The 21,504-nt window shown below is 38.3% G+C and carries 18 protein-coding genes; 5 read left to right on the forward strand and 13 right to left on the reverse strand.

Annotated features, from left to right (window positions below; all coding sequences use genetic code 11):
• Nucleotides 1-77: 77 nt before the first annotated feature.
• A complete protein-coding gene (locus BI350_RS14065) occupies nucleotides 78-1,670 on the forward strand; it encodes a SulP family inorganic anion transporter (protein WP_075528713.1) in 1,593 nt (530 codons plus the stop codon).
• Nucleotides 1,671-1,788: 118 nt separating this feature from the next.
• Here the strand turns inward: BI350_RS14065 and murJ are convergent, their stop codons facing one another.
• From murJ to BI350_RS14085, 4 genes are all read right to left on the reverse strand, one after another.
• A complete protein-coding gene (gene murJ, locus BI350_RS14070; RefSeq protein ID WP_075528714.1) occupies nucleotides 1,789-3,072 on the reverse strand; it encodes a murein biosynthesis integral membrane protein MurJ in 1,284 nt (427 codons plus the stop codon).
• 23 nt (nucleotides 3,073-3,095) lie between these two features.
• Entirely contained in the window at nucleotides 3,096-4,187 is a 1,092-nt protein-coding gene (locus BI350_RS14075; RefSeq protein ID WP_075528715.1) for a glycosyltransferase, read from the reverse strand.
• A 351-nt stretch (nucleotides 4,188-4,538) separates the two neighbouring features.
• Nucleotides 4,539-5,678: a M20 family metallopeptidase gene (locus BI350_RS14080; RefSeq protein WP_075528716.1), complete on the reverse strand. Its 1,140-nt coding sequence runs from the start codon at nucleotides 5,676-5,678 to the stop codon at nucleotides 4,539-4,541.
• 83 nt (nucleotides 5,679-5,761) lie between these two features.
• Nucleotides 5,762-6,031 (reverse strand): hypothetical protein, encoded by a 270-nt coding sequence (locus BI350_RS14085; protein WP_075528717.1) that lies wholly within the window; start codon nucleotides 6,029-6,031, stop codon nucleotides 5,762-5,764.
• A 461-nt stretch (nucleotides 6,032-6,492) separates the two neighbouring features.
• On the opposite strand from BI350_RS14085, the gene BI350_RS14090 reads away from it, so the two are divergent.
• The gene (locus BI350_RS14090) at nucleotides 6,493-7,278 is read left to right on the forward strand and encodes a hypothetical protein (protein WP_075528718.1); all 786 of its coding nucleotides are present in this window, start codon (nucleotides 6,493-6,495) and stop codon (nucleotides 7,276-7,278) included.
• 344 nt (nucleotides 7,279-7,622) lie between these two features.
• On the forward strand, nucleotides 7,623-7,784 hold the full coding sequence (locus BI350_RS14095) for a sporulation histidine kinase inhibitor Sda (protein ID WP_075528719.1): 162 nt from the start codon (nucleotides 7,623-7,625) through the stop codon (nucleotides 7,782-7,784).
• A gap of 352 nt (nucleotides 7,785-8,136) precedes the next feature.
• Here BI350_RS14095 and BI350_RS14100 read toward each other — a convergent pair whose 3' ends face one another.
• The 3 genes from BI350_RS14100 to BI350_RS14110 all read right to left on the reverse strand — a co-directional run bounded on the left by BI350_RS14100 (nucleotide 8,137) and on the right by BI350_RS14110 (nucleotide 11,026).
• Nucleotides 8,137-8,916, reverse strand: a complete 780-nt coding sequence (locus BI350_RS14100; RefSeq protein ID WP_075528720.1) for a Cof-type HAD-IIB family hydrolase — start codon at nucleotides 8,914-8,916, stop codon at nucleotides 8,137-8,139.
• Between the two features lie 119 nt (nucleotides 8,917-9,035).
• Entirely contained in the window at nucleotides 9,036-10,760 is a 1,725-nt protein-coding gene (ptsP, locus tag BI350_RS14105) for a phosphoenolpyruvate--protein phosphotransferase (RefSeq protein ID WP_075528721.1), read from the reverse strand.
• Nucleotides 10,760-11,026, reverse strand: coding sequence for a phosphocarrier protein HPr (locus BI350_RS14110; RefSeq protein ID WP_075528722.1), 267 nt, complete (start codon nucleotides 11,024-11,026; stop codon nucleotides 10,760-10,762). The genes ptsP and BI350_RS14110 overlap by 1 nt, the downstream gene beginning before the upstream one ends.
• A 320-nt stretch (nucleotides 11,027-11,346) precedes the next feature.
• Between BI350_RS14110 and BI350_RS14115 the strand changes: the two genes are divergently transcribed.
• Complete coding sequence (locus BI350_RS14115) at nucleotides 11,347-11,841, forward strand: VanZ family protein (protein ID WP_075528723.1); 495 nt, start codon at nucleotides 11,347-11,349, stop codon at nucleotides 11,839-11,841.
• Nucleotides 11,842-12,372: 531 nt separating this feature from the next.
• On the opposite strand, the gene BI350_RS14120 is transcribed toward BI350_RS14115, so the two are convergent.
• The 4 genes from BI350_RS14120 to BI350_RS14135 form a co-directional block, all read right to left on the reverse strand.
• Entirely contained in the window at nucleotides 12,373-12,681 is a 309-nt protein-coding gene (locus BI350_RS14120; protein WP_075528724.1) for a transposase, read from the reverse strand.
• 478 nt (nucleotides 12,682-13,159) lie between these two features.
• Nucleotides 13,160-13,573, reverse strand: a complete 414-nt coding sequence (locus BI350_RS14125; protein WP_075528725.1) for an OsmC family protein — start codon at nucleotides 13,571-13,573, stop codon at nucleotides 13,160-13,162.
• A 15-nt stretch (nucleotides 13,574-13,588) separates the two neighbouring features.
• On the reverse strand, nucleotides 13,589-15,127 hold the full coding sequence (locus BI350_RS14130) for an AbgT family transporter (RefSeq protein WP_075528726.1): 1,539 nt from the start codon (nucleotides 15,125-15,127) through the stop codon (nucleotides 13,589-13,591).
• 127 nt (nucleotides 15,128-15,254) lie between these two features.
• Nucleotides 15,255-17,090, reverse strand: coding sequence for a DNA ligase D (locus BI350_RS14135; protein ID WP_075528727.1), 1,836 nt, complete (start codon nucleotides 17,088-17,090; stop codon nucleotides 15,255-15,257).
• A gap of 106 nt (nucleotides 17,091-17,196) precedes the next feature.
• Here BI350_RS14135 and ku point away from each other — a divergent pair, with 106 nt between their 5' ends.
• Nucleotides 17,197-18,033 carry a non-homologous end joining protein Ku gene (gene ku / locus BI350_RS14140; protein ID WP_075528728.1) on the forward strand — a complete coding sequence of 279 codons (837 nt, stop codon included), beginning with the start codon at nucleotides 17,197-17,199 and terminating at the stop codon, nucleotides 18,031-18,033.
• Between the two features lie 74 nt (nucleotides 18,034-18,107).
• On the opposite strand, the gene BI350_RS14145 is transcribed toward ku, so the two are convergent.
• Together BI350_RS14145 and BI350_RS14150 are read right to left on the reverse strand one after the other, a co-directional pair.
• Entirely contained in the window at nucleotides 18,108-19,640 is a 1,533-nt protein-coding gene (locus BI350_RS14145; RefSeq protein ID WP_075528729.1) for a class I adenylate-forming enzyme family protein, read from the reverse strand.
• Between the two features lie 367 nt (nucleotides 19,641-20,007).
• A complete protein-coding gene (locus BI350_RS14150; RefSeq protein ID WP_075528730.1) occupies nucleotides 20,008-21,498 on the reverse strand; it encodes an aldehyde dehydrogenase family protein in 1,491 nt (496 codons plus the stop codon).
• Between the last annotated feature and the right edge of the window lie 6 nt (nucleotides 21,499-21,504).

Genomic DNA, 21,504 nt, shown 5'->3' on the forward strand with positions numbered 1-21,504 from the left:
CAGTGACGGCTTTCTTTCGCTACACTTAATAATAGAGTGAATTTTTCATTTAAAATAACTTGAACGGAGTGAATCAATTGTTCAAGGATAATCGCTTTCAACATTATAATGCGGCAAGCTTTCGTAAAGATTTAATTGCGGGTATTACGGTTGGGATTGTAGCGATTCCACTAGGGATGGCTTTTGCAATTGCGTCTGGCGTAAAACCTGAGTATGGAATTTACACGACCATCATCGCGGGATTTCTCGTAGCCCTTCTTGGTGGTTCACGCTATCAAATTGCCGGACCAACAGGCGCATTTATCCCAATTTTACTTGCCATCGTACTACAATACGGTTATGAAGAACTGTTAATCGCAGGTTTTCTGGCCGGAATATTCCTTGTCATCATGAGTTTTGTAGGCGTTAGCAATTTAATCCACTTTGTTCCAAAATCGGTGACAATCGGATTTACAACTGGGATTGCTGTTATTATTTTTACTGGACAGTTTGGAAATTTCTTTGGTTTGACAGGGCTTCAACGACATGAATTTTTCCACGAAGACATGATAGGAATCGTTAAACAGTTTCACACTGTAAATTTGTATAGTATTTTAATTGCTATTATTGGACTGGTGGTCATTTTTATTTTACCTAAAATTGCACCTCGAGTTCCTGTCCTACTTGTTGCACTTCTAATTCCGACACTTGCATCTATCGCAATTTTCCCTGGAAAAGTGGAGACAATTGGTACTACTTTTGGAGGTATTCCTAATTCACTTCCTGCTTTTCGCTTTCCAGAAATAACATTATCCAAAATTGTTACCCTATGGACGCCAGCCCTTGTGATCGCAGCATTAGGGGCTATTGAATCTCTTCTATCCGCAGTTGTTGCAGATAGCATGAAAGCTGAGGGAACCGAAAACCATAGCTCTAAACGAGAACTTTTCGGGCAAGGTATCGCAAATATTGTCACGCCATTATTTGGAGGAATTCCCGCCACAGGAGCAATCGCACGTACGGCGACGAATATTCGTTCAGGTGCGGTCAGTCCTGTTTCTGGAGTTATACAAAGTCTTTTTGTACTTGCATTCCTTCTTCTTCTTGCGCCATACGCGGCTTATATTCCCCTTGCAGCAATGGCACCTATTTTAATGTTCGTCGCCTGGAATATGAGTGCACGAAAAGCATTTTCACATATTCTTTCTTTACGATCCGGCGATACGATCGTTTTGTTAACTACTTTTCTATTAACGATTTTCGTTAATTTAACAGTTGCGGTTCAAGTTGGGATTTTAATTGCAGTCATTTCATTTATCCGAAAAATGATTAATAAACTTCATTTGAAAGTTGAAAAACTTTCGGATGTCGAGATTATCAAATTCGGTCATGGCGATGAAACATCCCTAAAAAAATACAGCCTTGATGGGCCTTTATTTTTCGGTACCGCGAAGTCTTTCGAGGACGCCTACCCAGTCATTTTATCAGACGATATAAAAAGCATCATCATCGACATGGAACACGTTTCTGTCATTGACGCTACAGGAGAAGCTGTACTTTTTGATTTAATCGACGATGCAAAAGAATCTGGTATTCGTGTGATAATGAAAAGCCTACCAAAAGATAAAATGATTTTATTCAAGAAAGGCGGACTTTACGAGAAGATTGGAAAAGACAACTTCTTTTTGTGAAAATCAATGCACCAACAATAAGAAGCCTACATATTCTCAAAAGAGAACATGTAGGCTTCTAATTTCATACTAACTATTCTATACTGCAAATTTAAGATTGCAGCTCATAGTAATTTCTTTACAGTCTCCACTTCATTTTCGCATAAATAAAAAGCATGACAAAATTAGAAGCCGAACTAAAGACAGTTCCATAAGCAATCGCAGACGCACCAAACGAACCTAATAAAGAGTAGATAACGATGAGGTTCACAACAAATACGTTAATAATACTAAATAAAACAGGAATAACGGAATTACCTTTCGCATAATAGAATCTCGTAATATACGTGTTTGATGCAAGGAAAAACATCGATAAGGCAAACACTTTAAAAATAGGTACCGTTTGGTCAATTGATTCTTGCGTAAAATTCCCATAACCAAAAACGAGCGTAACAAGAGGCTCCGCAAAAATGTAAGCAATCACCGTCACAGGAACTAGCAATGAGACGAGATAAACCATTCCTTTTCTATATAAACTTCGGATTGTTTTATCGTCCCCCTCTCCCTCCTTCTTGCTTAGAAGCGGATAAATGACTGTTGTAACTGCGGTCATCATAATAGCTTGCGGGAAACCAGTCAGTTTGGATGCATAATTGACAGATGATATAACCCCTGGCTCAAGTCCGGCAGCTACAATTCGATGAATAATAAAATAAAATTGTAAAGAAGCACCGCCGAGTAAAATCGGTAATGCGATTCGCCACATTCTTATGACATCAGGAGATTTTGTAAATAACGGTTTAAATGAATACGGTTGAGATTTACGCAAACCCACATATAAAAATCCCCCCATAACTACCGCAGCTACAAAAGCGCCTATCCCATAAGATAATGGACCAAATACACTAGTAAAAGTGAACCCAATCAAGACAAATAATAAATTATATATGAGGATGGCCACACTCGAAAGCGTGAATAAGCCATTTAGATTTAGTAATCCGCTCATCCATGTGGATAATACAAGAAAAATTGTAGAAGGCATCATCCATAAAAATAAGTTGCGGACGATTCTATTATTATCCGGATTTAGTTCACTGAAGAATACATGTAATATCGGATCAGTCAATAATATTATTAAAACTACTATTGTAAGTACAGTTACCAATACCGATGTAAATGCTTTTCTTACAAAATAGTTTTTATCGGAATCAGAAGAATGATACACAGATATAAAGGCTGTAGTTAGCGCCCCTCCTACTACCAAATAGATAAAGTTTGGGATTGTATAAGCAACAGCTATCGCATCAGCCATTGTGGATGTGCCATACTTATATCCGATTGCAACTTCTCTTAAAAAACCAAGTAACCGTGCAACAATATTAATCACCGCGACAGTCCCGATAATCTTTATTAATTTATGCACACTATCTCTCCTGTCGCAGTAAATTAGCGTCCCACACGACTATAAATCGTAAGCAATCTTTGTAAAATCGTTTCTGTAGAATGCTTCTTTACCATCGCTTTCATTTTATCTTTTTTAAAAACATTATTTTCATCTATCAACACTTCTTCTAGGCCGTCTGCTAATGACTCTACTTCTTTCGGACGGACCAGAACACCTGTCCCATCTTGTAATAAATAAGATAATCCACCGACATCTGAACCGACAACGGGCGTTCCAGTCGCCATTGCTTCTAGTGCAACGAGCCCAAACCCTTCATGGTAAGAAGGTAATGCGAGCACATTTGCCGCCGCCATCCATTTAGCTACCCCTTCTTGTTGGATTGGCTTTATAAAATGAACATTCGAAAGATCTTGCGCTTGAATCATCGAGCCCAATTCTTTGATAAATGTGTCGTTCCGCTGTGAACCTAAAATATATAATGAACTATTCGGAAACCTATCTCTTAACTTAGCATACGCTTGAATGAGTTCGGCGACTCCTTTCTCGCGAATCACATTTCCCACAAATAGAATTATTTCCCCATCATCATGAATACCAAGTAAATTTCTCACTTCTGACTGCGTGTACTTTTTAAAAACCTTCGTATCAACACCCATACTTAAAACTTCAACATTTTCTTTACTTACACCGAATCGTGTAATCACATCTTGTTTTAGCTGTTCACCGACCACGATAACCGCTTCTGCTCCCTGTAAGATTTTTCGTGTCATTTTTTGAATGCTTGAATGCTTACCAGCCATTTTATCTATATCTCCGCCGTGAACCGTAACAGCATAAGGAATTTTGAATATTCTTTTCCCAATTAATGAAATAACACCTGTTGGAAAAGCATAATGGGCATGAGTCATTGATATATTCTTGTTATTTTGCACTAAATATTTCATTGAACGCATGAACCAAGAAAAATATTTCTTTAATGTTAATACTTTCCCCTTTCCAGGTTCATCGATTGCAATCACTTCAAGGTTTACTCCTGCTTCTTTTAGCTGATTCACTTGGTTTTTTACGAATATCCCAAACGTCGGATGATTTTTCGTTGGATACATATTGCTAAATACGATAATCTTTTTCATATATTTCTCCTTTTAACTTCGAAAGATAACAATCAACTTTTCATTCAATTATTATAACATAGATCTATTTTTTTCTTAGAAAAGCGACAAATTCACTTATTGAAATTATGTTGAAAGATGAGAAATTGTTTCCCTTCACTTTACTACCCTGTCCTTATATTTAACGAAACAGGTGCAGTTCAAAATATCAAAATTAAATGAAAAAAGAACCCTATTGTAATATCAACAATTTCCGATATTACCAAATAGGGTCCATTGTAGAGTTCTCATATAAAAGTAAGGACTTCTGCTAAATCAAGTTAATATCCTCGGAATTCTCATTCAACTTCACTATATATTAAAACATTATTACTACGCTTCATCCGTTAACTTTTGAATTGTGCAAGCTAATAAAAGAGCTCGTTCTGTTAGGCTTGCGATTTCTAAATATTCCTCTTCACTATGTGCATGTCCGCCAATTGGTCCAAGCCCATCGATCGTCGCAATTCCTTTGGCAGACGTAAATGAAGCATCAGAACCGCCACCAGTTGCCATGTCTTTAACGTCAATACCCAGATTACGCCCTACTTCCTGAATTTTTTCTAGTAGTGCGATTGTTTGTTCATTTTTAACCATCGGTGGTCGTTCAATTCCACCTTTTAACTCGATTGTCGTGCCTTCAACATCCGGCGTTGCACAGATAGTTGCGATTTGCCGCTCAATCCAGTTAGCTTGTTCAATTTTATCGATGCGCACATCTACATGAGCAACCGCGGAAGGAGCAACTGTATTTACTGTCGTACCACCTTCTATCACACCCACATTTATCGTAATGCCTTCTGCGTGGTTTGTGAGCTTATGTAATTTGATGATTTTTTGGGCCAACTCCTCTATTGCACTACTGCCCGCTTGTGGCTGAACACCTGAATGTGCAGCTTTCCCGGTGACGTGTAATGAATATTCACCGACTCCCCGACGTGCTGTAACAAGTGAACCATCTTGTCTCGCAGGTTCCATAATTAACGCATACGTTTTATGCTCGGTAAGACTTTCAATTAGTTCTCTCGATGTATGTGAACCTACTTCTTCATCACTCGTTAAAATGATTTCTATATTTTCAAGGGTTTTACTATTTTTTTCACGTATCGCTTTCAATGCAAATAGTAGTAACACATGGCTACCTTTCATATCAATCACTCCGGGTCCATAAGCACGTCCTTCATGAATCGTAAAAGGTCTTTCTGCTACTGTCCCTTCCTTAAAAACGGTATCCATATGGGCTACCGCCATAATTGTAGGTGTTGTTGCTTTTTTATGACGGATAACTAAGTGATTACCTTGAACTTCTTGTGGAATGACGTCAACTTGGAACCCCAACTTTTCGTATTCCTCTAATAAAATTTGCCCGACTTTATCAACGCCCGCCTTATTCATTGATCCACTATCGATATTTACTAGCTTTTCAAGTAAAGTTAGCATTTCTTCTTCCTGACGTTCCAGATAATTTTTCATTCACTCCACACTCCTAGATTGAATTCCATTCATCAATTACTAGTATATCATGTAGGTGATTTCGTGGGGTTTGCTAGCCGCCATTAGGGATTTGTTTCATCTTTCTTGACTCTGTTTTTCCTTGACCCCGGTGGAATATACATGAACCAATGATGTACCCTCCCAGGGCTATCCTTCATCAGTAATGGTGCAAATTTCATTGAAAAATAAACAACATCATTCTCTTCTTTCACAATTGAGGACTGTTCCTGATCCAATACAAATATTTCTTCCATACCGTTCATTCTCAATAAATTAATTCTATTTTTACTTAAAGAAGAATTCCCCCAAATAATGTGTGTCTTTTTCTCCATTTGCATTCCCTCTCTTCTCACTAAATAGTAATTTTCCTTTGATGATACGGCTTAGCTAGTTCAGTATTAAAAACTTCTATTAAGATTGATTCGTCATACTGGTTCTCTTGTTCTCAATCTTTTTCAATTGCATTATACGCTTATTTATCTTGCCAAATTCTATCAGTTTCTTTCAGTCACCCCCTATACATATTCAACTAACACCAACTAATCTTTTGATTAATTAGTAATTTCCTAATATTGTAACACATACGTATTAATAGTTCTACTTTCATATATAATAAGTTTTGTCACCTAATAAACACCCCTTAAGACCCACTCCGCAACAAGATAAACCTACCTTAACTTCTTTTAATTGACAATAAAATGACATAGGACAATCCTAGCATCCATATAGTAGATATACTGCAACAGATATTTCCCGATGGCTGACTTAGTAATTAGATAGGAGGAAAAACACTATGCAATGTAGACATTGTGGGCATAAGCAAGATCATGGGTATTATTGCGGAATGTGTGGCGTGCAGCTAGATACGACGAATCGCATCAATCATACGCCGTCCACAGTAACTGTCTCTAATGAACAAACGAATAATTTTCCTGCCACTATGGAGTCAAATTTACAATTTGAACAGTTAAAAGAGAAGATCATTCTATATCTACAATACTTTGTACGTTATTTGAAAAAACCGACACATATTTTTAAGCATAAACAAGAGGTAAACAAAAATGGCATGATTAGTATTTTGCTTTTCGCCATGATTGTTGGGCTAAGTTTTTATCAACTTGCGTTAAATTCCTTTTACCTTCCGGGCGAACCTTCTTTCACCTCTAATTTTGGTGGGTTTTTTGTAATCATTTTAGGTTTAATAAGCATTGGTTTAGTTGCTCTTAACCTAATTAATCATTTCTTCGGTCCTCAATTTTCTTTTAGGGTAATGATAAGTTTATACAGCGCCCACCTCCCGTTGTTCATTTTACTTACTTTACTATCTTTCATCTTAATCATCTTAAACTCAATATCTTTCGGAACTACACTACTCGTGATCTCTACACTCTTTGTAATAATCGTTTTACCATTTTATTTAATGATTTATTTACTGATTAAAAAATCAGTTGGGCTTGATACTTTTTATGCATGTATCGTTTACCTCTTTACTTTTTCTACTTTACTACTGCTATTTCTGTCACTTTTTGGAGATTCATCAAAACTTCAACTGTTCATTAGGACGGCCATCGCATTTTAACGCCTTTACTATATTCAATTTTTCAATTTGGCAGCCATTTCTAGATGGCTGTTTTTTTTGTTCGTCAAGAATATTCGTCAAATTCACAAAAACCTTTCGACAAATTTCGCGTCGTTTTTCCTCTGTGGATAACCTTGTTCACACTAACCCCAAGTGATATGAGTATGTTTACCCCCTTTATAAACAAGTTAACCACAACTTATCCACTTGAAATGTGGATAAAGGAACAGTTGTTCCAAGATTGTTTATTTGGTAAATTAAACATACAGCAAAGGGAACCTACATAATCATGTTTATTTTATAGATGAAAGATACTTACAAAAAAGTTGGAGGTGAATTTTTTAATGAAGAACATGTCAGATGAATTGTTAATCGACACATACTTCAAAGCGATAGAATTAAATTTACATCCTTATTTTATTAATTTATTAAAAGCCGAAATTCATTACAGATCTTTAGCACATAAAATAGATGACTCACAACCTTTAGAGCAGACTGCCTTGTAATCCTGAATTAAAAGACGTTATCTATACATGTTTTTGGATAACGCCTTTTTCAATTGTGCCATATGTTCATTTTGTTCCAACTCTCAAGCAATTAGGTTGTCGCATTCTATAACGAAGAGTAGAGGTTGGAACGTTTTATTAGAAACACAAGTAATCTAATGTATAATTCCCCGGAAGAAAGGATATACTAATACCTACAGAGACGCGGCACATCTTTGTCCCGCCCTGGGGCACTTTCGACGGAAAGTGGAAAAGAATACATCGCCTATCCAACTAGGGATTCTCCTAGTAGTGCCGCAAAAGCTCATTTCTTTATTATTCAAGAGGAATGAGCTTTTTACATGTGAATAAATTAAAGTAATCCAACCATTTCTAAACCATGTGCGATACCGTTTTCACCTACATCATTCGTGACGTATCTCGCAACCTGTTTCACTTGCTCTGGGGCATTCCCCATTGCCACACCATGACCAACAAATTGAAGCATTTCTACGTCATTAAAATTGTCTCCAAATGCATAGACATTTTCTTTTGAAAATCCTGTATGCTCCATAAATCGTTCAATCCCCATCGCCTTTGAACCGCCCATCGGAAGGACATCTACTGAATTTTGGTGCCAGCGGATAAAGTTCAAATCTTTCATAGACTTGCGATATGCCGCTTCTTCGTGTTCCTGACAAAACAACAATGTTTGATAAATTTCTATTTCATCAAAATAGCTACTATTCACATGGATATGGCTCGTGTCAATATTTATTGACGCAAAGCAACCTTCCATAACTCGATCCATTTCTACAGTTGACTTCATTTTCTCTGCACTCATATAAACGAGTGGATGTTCCTTTTCAGATGAGAAATGAAAAAGATTCTTTAAATATTCTTTTGAAGTTGGATTCTTGTAAATGACCTCATTATCTATTTCAACATATTGACCATTAAAACAAACAAAAGAGTCAATCTCTAATAACGCTCTTAGTTCGTTTATGAAATAAGGTGCACGCCCCGTCGCAATGGCTACTTCATGCCCTTTTTCTTTTAATAATTGTATCGCTTCCTTCGTTGATGCCGGCACTTTACTTTCATGATCTAAAATTGTTCCATCAATATCAAACATAATTAGTTTTTTAGTCATTTTATCTTCTCCATTATGTATTTTCTTATCAATAAAAAGCATCTTGTTATATAAAAAACAGCATCTCGAAACGATTTTACTCGTTCGAAGATGCTGCTCTACTCTAGTGCACTACTCATTTACTGGGAGATTAATGATAATTTCTCTTTAACTGCTTGAACGACTTCTTCGGCAGTTCCCATTTGGAGTGCTTCTTCGGCAAGTGCCGCCATATCGCTCTTCTTCAACCCGCGAATTTGTGAACGTGCTTGTAAAATAGATGTTGCACTCATTGAAAACTCGTCCAATCCCATTCCTAAAAGTAGTGGAATTGCGAGTTCATCGCCAGCCATCTCTCCACACATACCTGTCCATTTTCCTTCACGGTGTGAAGCGTCAATCACCATCTTCACAAGACGTAAAATCGCTGGATTATACGGTTGGTATAAATAAGATACACGCTCGTTCATTCGATCTGCAGCCATCGTATATTGGATTAAATCATTCGTTCCAATACTGAAAAAGTCTACTTCTTTTGCGAACTGGTCAGCTTGTACTGCAGTTGAAGGAATTTCAACCATAATGCCCACTTCGATAGCTTCAGAAACTTTTTCGCCAGCTGACACTAATGCTTCTTTTTCTTCTTCTAATATGGCTTTTGCTTGTCTGAATTCATCTAGCGTTGCAATCATTGGGAACATAATCTTTAAGTTTCCAAATGTGCTTGCACGAAGCAGTGCACGTAATTGCGTACGGAAAATCTCTTGTTCTTCTAAACATAGACGAATCGCACGAAATCCTAAGAACGGGTTCATTTCTTCCGGAAGTTGTAAGTAAGGAAGTTCTTTATCGCCGCCGATATCCAACGTTCTTACGACAACAGGCTTCCCTTCCATACCTTCTAACACTTTTTTATACGCTTCAAATTGCTCATCTTCAGTCGGCAATTGGTCGCGTCCCATGTATAAAAACTCTGTACGGTAAAGTCCAACGCCTTCCCCGCCGTTATTCTTGACACCTACTAAGTCTTCTGGCGTACCAATGTTTGCAGCTAACTCAACATGTTCACCGTCAACTGTCATTGTTTTTTCATTCACAAGCTTTGCCCACTCTGCTTTTTGTGCTTCAAACTTTTGTTGCTCCGCCTCGTATTCAGCGACTACTTCATCAGTTGGGTTAATATGTAATTTTCCTGTTAATCCATCAACAATCAAAATATCGCCGTCTTGAATTTGTTTGGTCGCTTGTTGTGTTCCAACGACAGCTGGAATTTCTAAAGAACGCGCCATAATTGCTGAGTGAGATGTCCGTCCGCCAATATCTGTTGCAAAAGCTTTGACGAAATTACGGTTTAGCTGTGCTGTATCAGAAGGCGTTAAATCTTCAGCGATAATAATCACTTCTTCTGAAATCGTACTAGGATTCACGATTTTTACACCGAGCAGATGTGACATGATTCGCTTTGTGACATCACGGATATCCGCTGCACGCTCCTGCATATACTCATTATCCATTGCTTCAAACATGGAAATAAACATGTCCGTTGTTTCTTTTAATGCCTGCTCTGCATTTACCTTCTCAGAATTAATTTTATCTTTAATCGGGTTAATAAGTTCTGGGTCATTTAATACTAAAATATGGGCAGTGAAGATTGCAGCTTCTTCAGCACCTAGCTCCTTTTCAGCAACTATTTGAATTGCTTCTAATTCACTAATTGAAGTTGCCATCGCAGCTTCAAATCTTGCTGTTTCCGCGGCTACATCTTCAATCGTTTGTTTCGTAAAAGATAAATCTGGCTCTACGAGGCGGTATGCTTTAGCAATCGCAATACCGCTTGAGGCAGCAATCCCTTGTAATAAACTCATTATTTTGCCAGTCCTTCATTTTGCAATGTTTTTTCGAGCTCGACTAGCGCCTCTTCTGCGTCTGCCCCTGTTGCACGAATGGAAAATTCAGCGCCGGAACCGATTCCAAGTGACATAACCCCTAAGATAGATTTCAAGTTTACGTCTTTTCCGTTATGCACTAAGTGGATATCAGATTGGAATTTGTTCGCTGTGCTCACTAAAACAGATGCCGGTCTTGCGTGAATTCCTGCCGCATCGATTACTGTAAATTGTTTTTCTACCATGATCATCATTCTCCTTTAAGTTTTCGAGCAATCGATTTCTGGAAAATTGACTTCCTTAGACCTTCAGGGTAAATAATAGGACTCGCCCAAAAGCCTCAACTCGATTACTGTTTACTTAAATGTATCTTGTCCTCGCGCGAATTGCAAACGATTGCAAAATAATGGTCTGCTTATTGATTTGGCACTGTTTATATAATGATCAGTTACTATTTATTGCCGAAAAAGGGAACCGCTCATGCGCCTTCCTTTTAATAAAAAAACCTAACTTCTAAGTTAAATTTTTTCTATACAATCGACTTGGAGCATGGTACGATTTTCATATGAGAAAATTTATTATCTTACTTTTATTACTAACTGTACTGTTTATTTCGTCAGGCCAGACATACGAACAACAATCTATTGTCCCGAACCTTCAAAAATTACTACCTGGAAAACCTTTTGAAACGGTACTTTCTAAGTTAGAGATTCCCTATTGGGGCATCACCGTATCAGTTGAAGAACGAGGATATTATTACTTCATAGAATTTCTACTTAGAAAAAGTGCACATTTTTTCATCTTCGGTTTTATTGCCGCTTCAATTTACACTTTGTTACCAAAAATGTCTTTTCGTTTCCTACTTGCAGCGTTCTTTACGTTATTTATTGCAATTGGTGATGAATATCGTCAGTCACTTACTGGTGGAAGAACACCTACCATCCAAGACGTTATGCTTGATATGGCGGGGGCACTCACTGCACTTGTAATCGTGCGTCTCATGATTATCATTAAAGATTTTTTCAAAGAACGAAAGCGTCGTAGTAAAATAAGTGTTTAAATTGGACAACACTAAAAAATCCGTCTTGCTTAATGGCAATGACGGATTTTTATTTTATGGACAAGCGTTTCGTTAACTTTCGGTTCTTTGTCATATGACGTTGGTGAAGAATTTTACTCGACTATAGTTTATCTGTCGTAGGACGGTCTAAAGTCAGTGAAACTGATTTTGAGACTGTCCTTTTTTATATAATAATCCAAATATACCGTTGCTTTCCGTTCCAGATGGACGCTTTCCTGGGGGCGTGCGCTGAGCCAATCGCAAAACAAAGATTGCGATTTGCCGTATTTCTGCATGGTTTTGGCAGAAATTAAGGCATCCTACTTGGATATCGCTGCTCATAACGCTTCGCTTTTACTCGCAAAAGCCGTTCTTCGTAACGGCTCTTCCTGTGGGGTCTCAGCTAGGAGAGAGTGAACTACCTCTCTCCCTGCTAATCCCCAAGGAGTCGCCATCTTCCACTCCAAGCAACTGAAATGTACTTTAAAATAAAATTGTATGTACTCAAAAACATGAAATCCGCAGAAGTATTTATGCTGCAATTAAATGGGCTTGCTTTTCTTTAAATCCCCATTTGGGAGGTTTTAGTTTGAAATGTAAAATGATTCGTTTTTTGTAATTCTGAAAGTTTCTGTATCTATAAGCGACACAATTCAAGACTTTAATTTTATTGTTGATTCCTTCAATTCTTCCGTTATTGTAAGGATAAATAAAGCTATTCTCGATGAACGGAAGATGTTTTCTTAACGTTTTTAAACTTGTTCTCATGTAGTTTGAGATTAACGGTGAAATAGGTTTGGTTAAACAGGATGATAAGGCTTTGAAATCCTTATTTGTCATGGCTTTTAATATCTCTTGATATAACTCATAATTCGCTTTATGATTTCCTTCTTCTACACAATCATCTTCAAAGATGATATTTGGGTCTAGAATATCCAGTAAAATTTAATACTATTAGAACATGACAAGTTAGTTCCCTCCAGGATGATGGTTTGGTCGACTTTTATTCTACAGGGGAACTCACTTGTTTTCTATAATTATTTGAACTTACGTTTTCCCCAATCACTTAGCCGATTGGAGTGTAGAGCGGCGACTCCTACGGGAACAGCGCGAGCCGAAGACCCCACAGGAGCACGGTTTTCGCGACGAGGAGGCTGAGGCCGTGCCCGTGGAAAGCGTCCGCTCGCAACGGAAATCGGCGGTTAGCAGGATTTTTCAATTCAATATATTTACAAAAAATAACGTTAGTGAAATTCTATCCCTTCTCCAATTTCAAGGAGAAGGGATTTTCTTTCACCAACGTCATAAATTGTACAACCTAACTTTCTTCTCCATTTAATACTAGTTTAAAGTCAACTTCAGCTTTTAATGAATCAGAAACGGAACAATATTTTTCTTTTCCAAGACGAATCGCTCGCCAAACTTTCTTACTGTCAATGTCGCCTTCTATGACGAAAGTGATTTCCATGGCAGTAAATCCTTTCGGCGGTTCTTCTTTTCTTGTGCCGTCCGTGATGATTTCAATTTTATTAATTTTATCCAAATGAGGTCGTAGAATCATCGTAATATCGATACCGATACAGCCGGCTAAGGCGCCAAGAAGCATTTCGGTAGGGGTCGCTCCTTTTCCTAAACCACCATAAGCCTCCGTTGCATCCATATTGATATCATAACCGGAGTCGCCGACCGCAGTAAACGCGCGCCCTCCAGTCCATACTGTTTTTACTCTCATACCCTTCACCCTTTCTTAATAATTTAAGTTCGTTCCCGGACCAACCGGAATTCCGAGTACGTACCATATAATGAAAAAGATTGACCAGCTAATCAAAATAATAATCGAATAAGGCAGCATTAAAGAAATCACTGTGCCTACGCCATTTTCTTTACCATATCGTTGTGCAAAAGCTACGACTAATGGAAAAAACGGCATTAATGGAGAGATAATATTTGTCGCAGAATCCCCTACTCGATAAGCGACTTGTGTCACTTCAGGTGAGATTCCCATTTGCATAAACATTGGTACGAATACAGGCGCCATAATTGCCCACTTTGCAGAATCTGCCGCGATAAATAAATTAATGATCGCGGTAATGAAAATTAATGCGACAAGAAGTGGCGCACCATCTAAATGAATCGCTTGTAAAAAGGTTGCCCCTTTTACCGCGATAATTGTGCCTAAGTGTGTGTAATTAAATAATGCCACAAACTGGGCAGCAAAAAAGATTAAAACAATAAAGCCTGACATCGTTTCTAATGAAGAGGCCATTAACCTTGCAATATCTTTATCGTTTCTTATCGTTTTCGTAACAAGACCATATACAATCCCCGGCACTAAAAAGACAAGCATCATCATAAAAATAATGCTGCTCATAAACGGGGATTGGATAATACTTCCGCCCACTCCACGTAATACGCCGTTTTTAGGAATGACAAGAAGTGCAATAAGAGCAATTGTAATTAAAATCGAGACGTTTGCCCAAAGAAGACCTTTTTTCTCACGTACTGAAATCTTATTAACCCTCTCGACTTTATCTACTTCTTTATAGGTCCCTAATTTTGGCTCGATTAACTTGTCTGTAACCAGCGTACCAATAATGACAATCAGAAATGTCGAAACGAACATGAAAAACCAGTTATCCGTGGGGTTCACGACATAATTTGCATTTAATATATTTGCGGCTTCCGTCGTAATTCCACTTAACAACGGATCGTTCGTTCCTAAAAAAAGATTGGCAGAATAACCGCCCGCCACACCCGCAAACGCAGCAGATAAACCCGCGAGTGGGTGCCGATTAAATCCTAAAAAAATAATTGCACCCAGCGGAACTAGGACAACATACCCAACAGAGGCAGCGACATTCGATAATACGCCCATTAACACAACGATTTGCGTCACAAATCTCCTCGGTGCTTTTGTAACAGTATTTGTCATAAGCGCACTAATATAGCCGCTTTTCTCTGCCACACCTACGCCGAGCATGGCAACAAGGACTGGCCCGAGCGCCACAAATGACGTAAAATTTGAGACAACATGTGAAAACATATACGCAATGCCTTCAGGAGCAAGCAAACTGACTGCCTTCACGGTTAGCGTTTCAATTTTTCCCGTTTCATTGTTAACCCCTTCAAAGCTCACGCTTGTCCCCATCACAGTTAAAAGATGGGACAGCCCAATTACCATTAATGTAAAAATAATGAAAATTGTAATCGGATCAGGTAATTGATTTCCTTTTTCCTCAATAAAGTTTAAAAAACGAATCGATTTGGATTGTTTTGATTGACTCATCCTATCCATCCTCTGCGACCTATTTGTTGTCAAGTATACCCTTTGTCTAAAATCTGAATCATGATTGACAGCTTGAAAAAAGCGTGACTTTGATTGAGTACCGCCAAAATGGCCGTGAGACTAATTTTTAACCTAGTAAATCTTTCAGTTGGCGGTAAACACTTTCAAATTCTTGCTTCTCTCCTACATCAAAAAAGTCACGAAATGGATCATTTTGATGATGGATTCGCTCTAAAATGACGGGAATCGTAAATTGGCTAGGCTTTAATGATGAATCGACTTCCTCCCATTGTAATGGAGTTGCGATAAAGCAATGCTCATTACCTCTCGGTGAATAAGGTGCCACAATTGTTTTTCCTGCTTGATGTTGAACATAATCTAAATATAATTTATTGTTACGATTCTTTTTAAGACGCTCTGTCGTAAACCAATCCGGTTCCTGTTCACACAAAAAGTCACAAACAAACTTTGTAAATAAACGAGTATCTTCATAAGTATGCCGATTAAATGGCAAGGGTATATAAATTTGTAAACCTTTTCCACCGGACGTTTTCACAAAAGATTCAAGTTCAAATTTATCGAATATTGCTTTCATTCGGATAGCCGCCTCGACAGCTATAGAAAACTCCTCGACTGAAGGCGGATCTAAATCAAAAACTATTTCAGTCGGCTTTGCCGTATTTATCGTTTGAAAAGGGATATGAAATTCAAGGGCGAGTTGATTGCCAAGCCACAACAATGATTCAATTTCGTTACATAAAATATAGTCGATATCCTCCAATCGTGAGGTAGCTATGAAATCCGGTAGATAATCAGGTGCATTTTTTTGATAAAACTTCTCACCTGGCACCCCGTGCGGGTAACGAATGACGGTAAGATGTCGATTATGCAAAAATGGCAGCATAAGCGATGCAACGTTTTGTAAGTAATACAAGTAGTCTTCTTTTCGAATCTCCATTTGAGGCCAAACTGGCTTATCAGGATGTGTAATTGCTATTGATTCGGGGATAGGGAGTAACTGCCGAAGCATTTGATTCCAGTCACAGTTAGCTGCATTCATTTCAAAATCAAACTTGTGAAATCTTGGTTCACGTAAATGTTTACCATCAAAACTAATACAAGCAATTTGAATACAAATCGATGGCGCGAGTTCCCACATATTTCGAGATATTTGCTTTCCATTTGTTCTAAATAATGTTCGCAACGTCTCTATCTCTTCATCTTCTAAACCATGAAGAAACGTTACAATTTCGGTTAGTTCCCCTTCTTTATATACTGCGCCTGTAAAAAATCCATTGCTTTCATCGTATTTCGTTAAAATCACAGTAACGTAACGCCAATTTTTAATTTTCAACCATTGTTTTGTCCGCGTTCCTTCAATCCATGTACTGCCTTTCCTTTTTGCTATGATGCCTTCGCCGTTATGTACAGTGATTTTATTCCACAAATGTTCGTCATTGGTAAAAGTTTCGAGCATTTGTAGACGCTTGTTGCTTTTATAGTTTACTGAAGTCGGAAGTTCAGTTGCATTAAATATTTTTTGTAATGCCTTCTTTCTTTTTGTTAAAGATAAATTGGTTAAATCTTCATCTTTTAATTTCAAAATATCAAATCCAATATAATGACATGGAAATGCTTGAACGTGATCTGAGATGCTCGTTTCACTGCGCATGCGTCCACGTGTCTGAACGATAGAAAATTCGCTTTGAAAATCATTTCGTAAATAAACAAGTTCGCCGTCCAATCGTAAAGGTAAATAAGGTTGAATTCTCTCATATATGTCTGAGCAAAATTGAATAATTTCCGGAAATAAATGCGTAAGTTCCTTATCGTTCCGGCTTTTCAAAGTAGGTGTTTCTCCTTCCCACGTTAAAATACACCGAAATCCATCGTACTTCGTTTCATACATCCATTCTTTTCCTTTAGGAATATCATTTGCATCCGTTAATAACATCGGCTTCATTTCACGCAGCCCACCTTTTTTAGTTAGCCTTTGATTTCACAAAACTTCTATACATAGATACACGAAAAACTTCCATAATAAGAAAAAGATAAAGCAGGTGAACGCAGTGCATACCGTTTGGAAAGGAAGCATCAGTTTTGGACTTGTGAATATCCCAGTGAAACTTCACACCGCGACTGAAAACAAAGATATCAAATTACGCCAATTGCATAAAGAATGTCATTCTCCTATTAATTATCAAAAGTCATGTCCCGTTTGTGAGAAAGAAGTCCAAAACGAGGAAATCGTCAAAGCGTATGAGTATTCAAAGAATAAATTTGTTGTGCTGGATGAAGAAGATTTGGAGAAGCTAAAAAAAGAAAATGAGGACAAATCGGTCGAAATTATCGACTTTGTTAAATTAGAAGAAATCGATCCTATTTATTTTGAACGCAGTTATTTTATGGCACCAGATAGCGGAGGGGGAAAAGCTTACGCACTTTTAAGAAAAGCTTTAGAAGACTCCGGAAAAATTGGCGTTGCAAAAATTATGATTCGCTCAAAAGAACAACTTGCTGTTATCCGAGTCTATCAAGATACATTACTTATGGAAACCATTCATTTTCCAGACGAAGTACGTCTCGTAAAAGACGTCCCGAATATCCCGAGTGATGAAAAAGTTGTCAAAAAAGAACTTGATACAGCACTCATGTTAGTCGAGCAACTTACGACAGCATTTGATCCGGAAAAGTATAAGGACGACTACCGTACAGCCCTTATGGAATTAATCGAAGAGAAAAAGTCAGAAAATGCGACAGTGGCGGCAAGCGATAAACAACCTGCACCAGCAAAAGTGATGGATTTAATGACCGCCCTGCAAGCATCACTAGATAAAACGAAACCAAAAACAACTGCGAAGAAAAAACCGGCGACCCGTAAAAAAGCGACAAAGAAACATGCATAAAACCACTATTGAAAAAACTCCATCCTTTGAAATAGGATGGAGTTTGAATTAGCGAGCAATAGAAATATCACATATCATATTCTCACTTCTTCATTCGCCCAATAACTTTCCCTCAAGTCATTTTTTAATATCTTTCCGGAGGGATTTCGTGGTAGCTCCCTGAGAAAATCAACAGATTTCGGCCTTTTATATCCAGCCATCTTGCCGTCGCAGTAATCAATCACCTCTTCCTCCGTTAATGTCGTACCTTCCCGAGGAACGACGATTGCTTTCACTTCTTCACCCCATACTGGATGCGGCACACCAATCACCGCGACGTCAAGAATTTCCGGATGCGTATAAAGCACTTCCTCAATATCCCGCGGATAAATATTCACACCTCCGCTAATAAGCATGTCTTTTTTCCGATCTACGATATAGTAGAAACCTTCCTCATCTTGTATTGCCATATCACCAACTGAAAAATACTCGTTGTAAAATGACGAGGCTGTTTCCTCTGGATTTTTATAATACTCGTCCAATAAATAAGGTCCTTTAAAATATAATTCACCAATCTCTCCTTTATTCACAGGCTCTTTATTGTCGTCCAAAATTACACAATCGACGAGTGGAAAAGGAAGACCAACACTGCGCTCTTTTGATTCAATATCTTTCGGCTTAATATTGAGTGTGATTGCACTTTCCGTTGAACCATAAAACTCATGCAAATCTGCACCATGAAAAAAGTGCAATATATCTTTTTTGGATTTTGTAGCCAATGGCGAACCAGCAGAAATTAAAACTTGAATTGAAGACAAATCAAAATTATTTTTCACTTCAGGTTTCACGTTCACTATGAAGTTATACATTGTCGGCGCAAGGAAAGTATTCGTAATTTGATATTTTTCAATATCTCGAAGAACCAGTTCTGCATCAAAATTGTCATGAATGACAATCGTCCCTCCAACTAATAGCTGGGTAACGAGAAATATCCAAGGAGCAGCATGGTAAATCGGTCCCGCAACAAGATGAATGTCCTCTTCGGCTATTTTATATTCATAAGCCGCCGCCATACTCGTTAACACCCTTGAACGATGGGAAATTACAACCCCTTTTGGCTTCCCAGTCGTACCTGAAGTATACCCAATATAAAATGTATCATGCTCTTCAACTGCAGTTGTTGGTTCCTCGTTTGATGAATTAGAAATAAATGTTTCATAGTTTAACATACTTTCATAATTTACATTTCCTACAACAAGAATTGTCTCCAATTTAGCTTCCAATTGATTTACGATATTCGAATACTCCTCAGTCAATATAATCCCTCGGCTATCAGAATTTCGAAGAATATAGTCAATTTCAGCTCCGACTAATCGATAATTGATTGGGACAATCACGACGCCAATTTTTGAAAGCCCGACGATAATATCAACATAAGCGGCATGATTTTTCATAAGAACAGCAACCTTATCCCCTTTTTGATAGCCGCGTTCTTTGAATCCATTAGCGAGTCGATTTGCTCGATCATTTAATTCCCCATATGTACGAATTTCACCGTTGAATATAACTGCCTTCTTATCCTTAAACTTCTGAGCATTTTGCCTCATGATATTTCCTACCGTCAACATAATGATCATTCCCCCAGTCTGAATAAAAGTTCTTACTAGTACATTTTATCACAATTGGTCGAATTGTTCTTCACCCAATTATTAGGAGTGATAGTTAGCGTTTATCAATTGGGAGTTGAAACCTAAGTTGTGAGTAAACTAAAAGACCCCAACGTTGTGTGCTTTTTGCGTTACGTACTTTCCAGATAACGTTACTTATCTTCAAGATTACGTTGCGAGCTTTCTGGAAAAACGGTGCACACTTTTTCAGCGCTGTGTACATTCCCGTAAACATTGTGTTCCTTTTTTAGCATAGTGATACGAATGTTTCGTACAAATGCTTCACAGTGCAAAAAATCCCCTCATCTAATTAGACGAGGGGAAATCTTTACTGCTTAATATTCACAAATACACTTTTCACTTCTGTATAATTCGCTAAGCCGTACTCGCCGCCCATTTCACGGCCGACTCCGGATTTCTTATAGCCGCCGAATGGCATTGTTTCCCACTCAAGACCAAAATCATTAATCCAAACAGTCCCAGCTTTTAGCTTTCCAGTAATGTAATGACCTTTTTTAATATTTTCAGTCCAAACACTTGCCGCCAATCCGTATTCGCTGTCGTTGGCGCGCTCAATCACTTCTTCAATCGTGTCAAATGGGAATACGGACATGACTGGACCGAAAATTTCTTCGCGTGCAATGGTCATATCATCTTCAACGTCTGCAAAAATTGTCGGTTCAACAAAGTATCCTTTGTCTAATCCTTTACCGCCTCCAGCTACAAGACGTGCGCCCTCTTCTTTACCTTTTTCAATAAAGCCAAGAACCGTTTGTTGCTGTTTCTCAGAGACAAGCGGTCCCATATCTGTTTCTGGGTCTAAACCAGGTCCTAATTTAACAGCATTGACGCGCTTTACAAGTTCGTCAACAACCTTATCGTAAATCGGACGTTGAACGAAAACGCGTGTACATGCACTACAGTTTTGGCCGTGGTTGTACATCGTTCCATTAAACGCACCCTCAATGGCTTCATCTAAATCTGCATCTTCCAAAATGATTGCAGGGGATTTTCCACCAAGTTCTAATGTAATGCCTTTAATCTGGTCTGCCGCTTTCTTCGCCACTTCTATACCAGTAGCAGTTGAGCCGGTAAATGCAACTTTATCAACGTCTTCATGCGTAATAATTGCATCCCCTGCCACCCTTCCTGCTCCCGGAACGATATTTACAACACCATCTGGGAAACCAGCTTCTTTAAATAGTTCCGCGACATATAAAAGCGATAATGGTGTTTCACTTGCTGGTTTAATGACAATTGTACAGCCAACTGCTAATGCCGAGCCAAGTTTCCAAGCAGCCATCGCTAATGGGAAGTTCCATGGAATAATTTGCCCGACGACCCCAACTGGTTCATGCAATGTATACGTTACATAATCTGGAGAAATCTGCGTCGTTTTCCCAAAAATCTTTGTCGCCCATCCTGCATAATACCTAAAGTGTTCGACTGTTCCATCCACGTCATCTTCGAGTGCGACTTGATAAGGTTTTCCATTGTCGAGCGCCTCTAATTGCGCTAGTTCCTCACGGTTTTCCTCTAATAAATCCGCAAACTTATAAATTAAATGAGCACGTTCTGCCGCTTCTAACTTTGTCCATTCGCCTTTATCAAAAGCATTTCTTGCCGCTGCGACTGCTGCGTCGATATCTTCTTTTTGGGCTTCACTTACTTGCGCAATGACTTCCTCCGTTGCTGGATTTATTACGTCAAACGTTTTTCCACTTTTAGATGGAACGTATTCACCATTAATATAAAGGCCTTTCGTTCCTTGTAAAAATGCTTCCACTTTCTCTTTTAACTTAAACTTTGTAGCTACCATTATTTA

The sequence above is a fragment of the Sporosarcina ureilytica genome (assembly GCF_001753205.1).
GTDB classification, from domain to species: Bacteria; Bacillota; Bacilli; order Bacillales_A; family Planococcaceae; genus Sporosarcina; species Sporosarcina ureilytica.

What these genes read in the sequence shown, in the direction of transcription:
- BI350_RS14100 (WP_075528720.1), bottom strand. Translation starts at nt 8,916, where the DNA reads ATGACTAAAAAACTAATTATGTTTGATATTGATGGAACAATTTTAGAT.
- ptsP (WP_075528721.1), bottom strand. Translation starts at nt 10,760, where the DNA reads ATGAGTTTATTACAAGGGATTGCTGCCTCAAGCGGTATTGCGATTGCT.
- BI350_RS14145 (WP_075528729.1), bottom strand. Translation starts at nt 19,640, where the DNA reads ATGTTGACGGTAGGAAATATCATGAGGCAAAATGCTCAGAAGTTTAAG.
- BI350_RS14095 (WP_075528719.1), top strand. Translation starts at nt 7,623, where the DNA reads ATGAAGAACATGTCAGATGAATTGTTAATCGACACATACTTCAAAGCG.
- BI350_RS14080 (WP_075528716.1), bottom strand. Translation starts at nt 5,678, where the DNA reads ATGAAAAATTATCTGGAACGTCAGGAAGAAGAAATGCTAACTTTACTT.
- BI350_RS14085 (WP_075528717.1), bottom strand. Translation starts at nt 6,031, where the DNA reads ATGGAGAAAAAGACACACATTATTTGGGGGAATTCTTCTTTAAGTAAA.
- BI350_RS14150 (WP_075528730.1), bottom strand. Translation starts at nt 21,498, where the DNA reads ATGGTAGCTACAAAGTTTAAGTTAAAAGAGAAAGTGGAAGCATTTTTA.
- BI350_RS14130 (WP_075528726.1), bottom strand. Translation starts at nt 15,127, where the DNA reads ATGAGTCAATCAAAACAATCCAAATCGATTCGTTTTTTAAACTTTATT.
- BI350_RS14135 (WP_075528727.1), bottom strand. Translation starts at nt 17,090, where the DNA reads ATGAAGCCGATGTTATTAACGGATGCAAATGATATTCCTAAAGGAAAA.
- BI350_RS14090 (WP_075528718.1), top strand. Translation starts at nt 6,493, where the DNA reads ATGCAATGTAGACATTGTGGGCATAAGCAAGATCATGGGTATTATTGC.
- BI350_RS14115 (WP_075528723.1), top strand. Translation starts at nt 11,347, where the DNA reads ATGAGAAAATTTATTATCTTACTTTTATTACTAACTGTACTGTTTATT.
- BI350_RS14075 (WP_075528715.1), bottom strand. Translation starts at nt 4,187, where the DNA reads ATGAAAAAGATTATCGTATTTAGCAATATGTATCCAACGAAAAATCAT.
- BI350_RS14110 (WP_075528722.1), bottom strand. Translation starts at nt 11,026, where the DNA reads ATGGTAGAAAAACAATTTACAGTAATCGATGCGGCAGGAATTCACGCA.
- BI350_RS14125 (WP_075528725.1), bottom strand. Translation starts at nt 13,573, where the DNA reads ATGAGAGTAAAAACAGTATGGACTGGAGGGCGCGCGTTTACTGCGGTC.
- BI350_RS14120 (WP_075528724.1), bottom strand. Translation starts at nt 12,681, where the DNA reads ATGACAAATAAGGATTTCAAAGCCTTATCATCCTGTTTAACCAAACCT.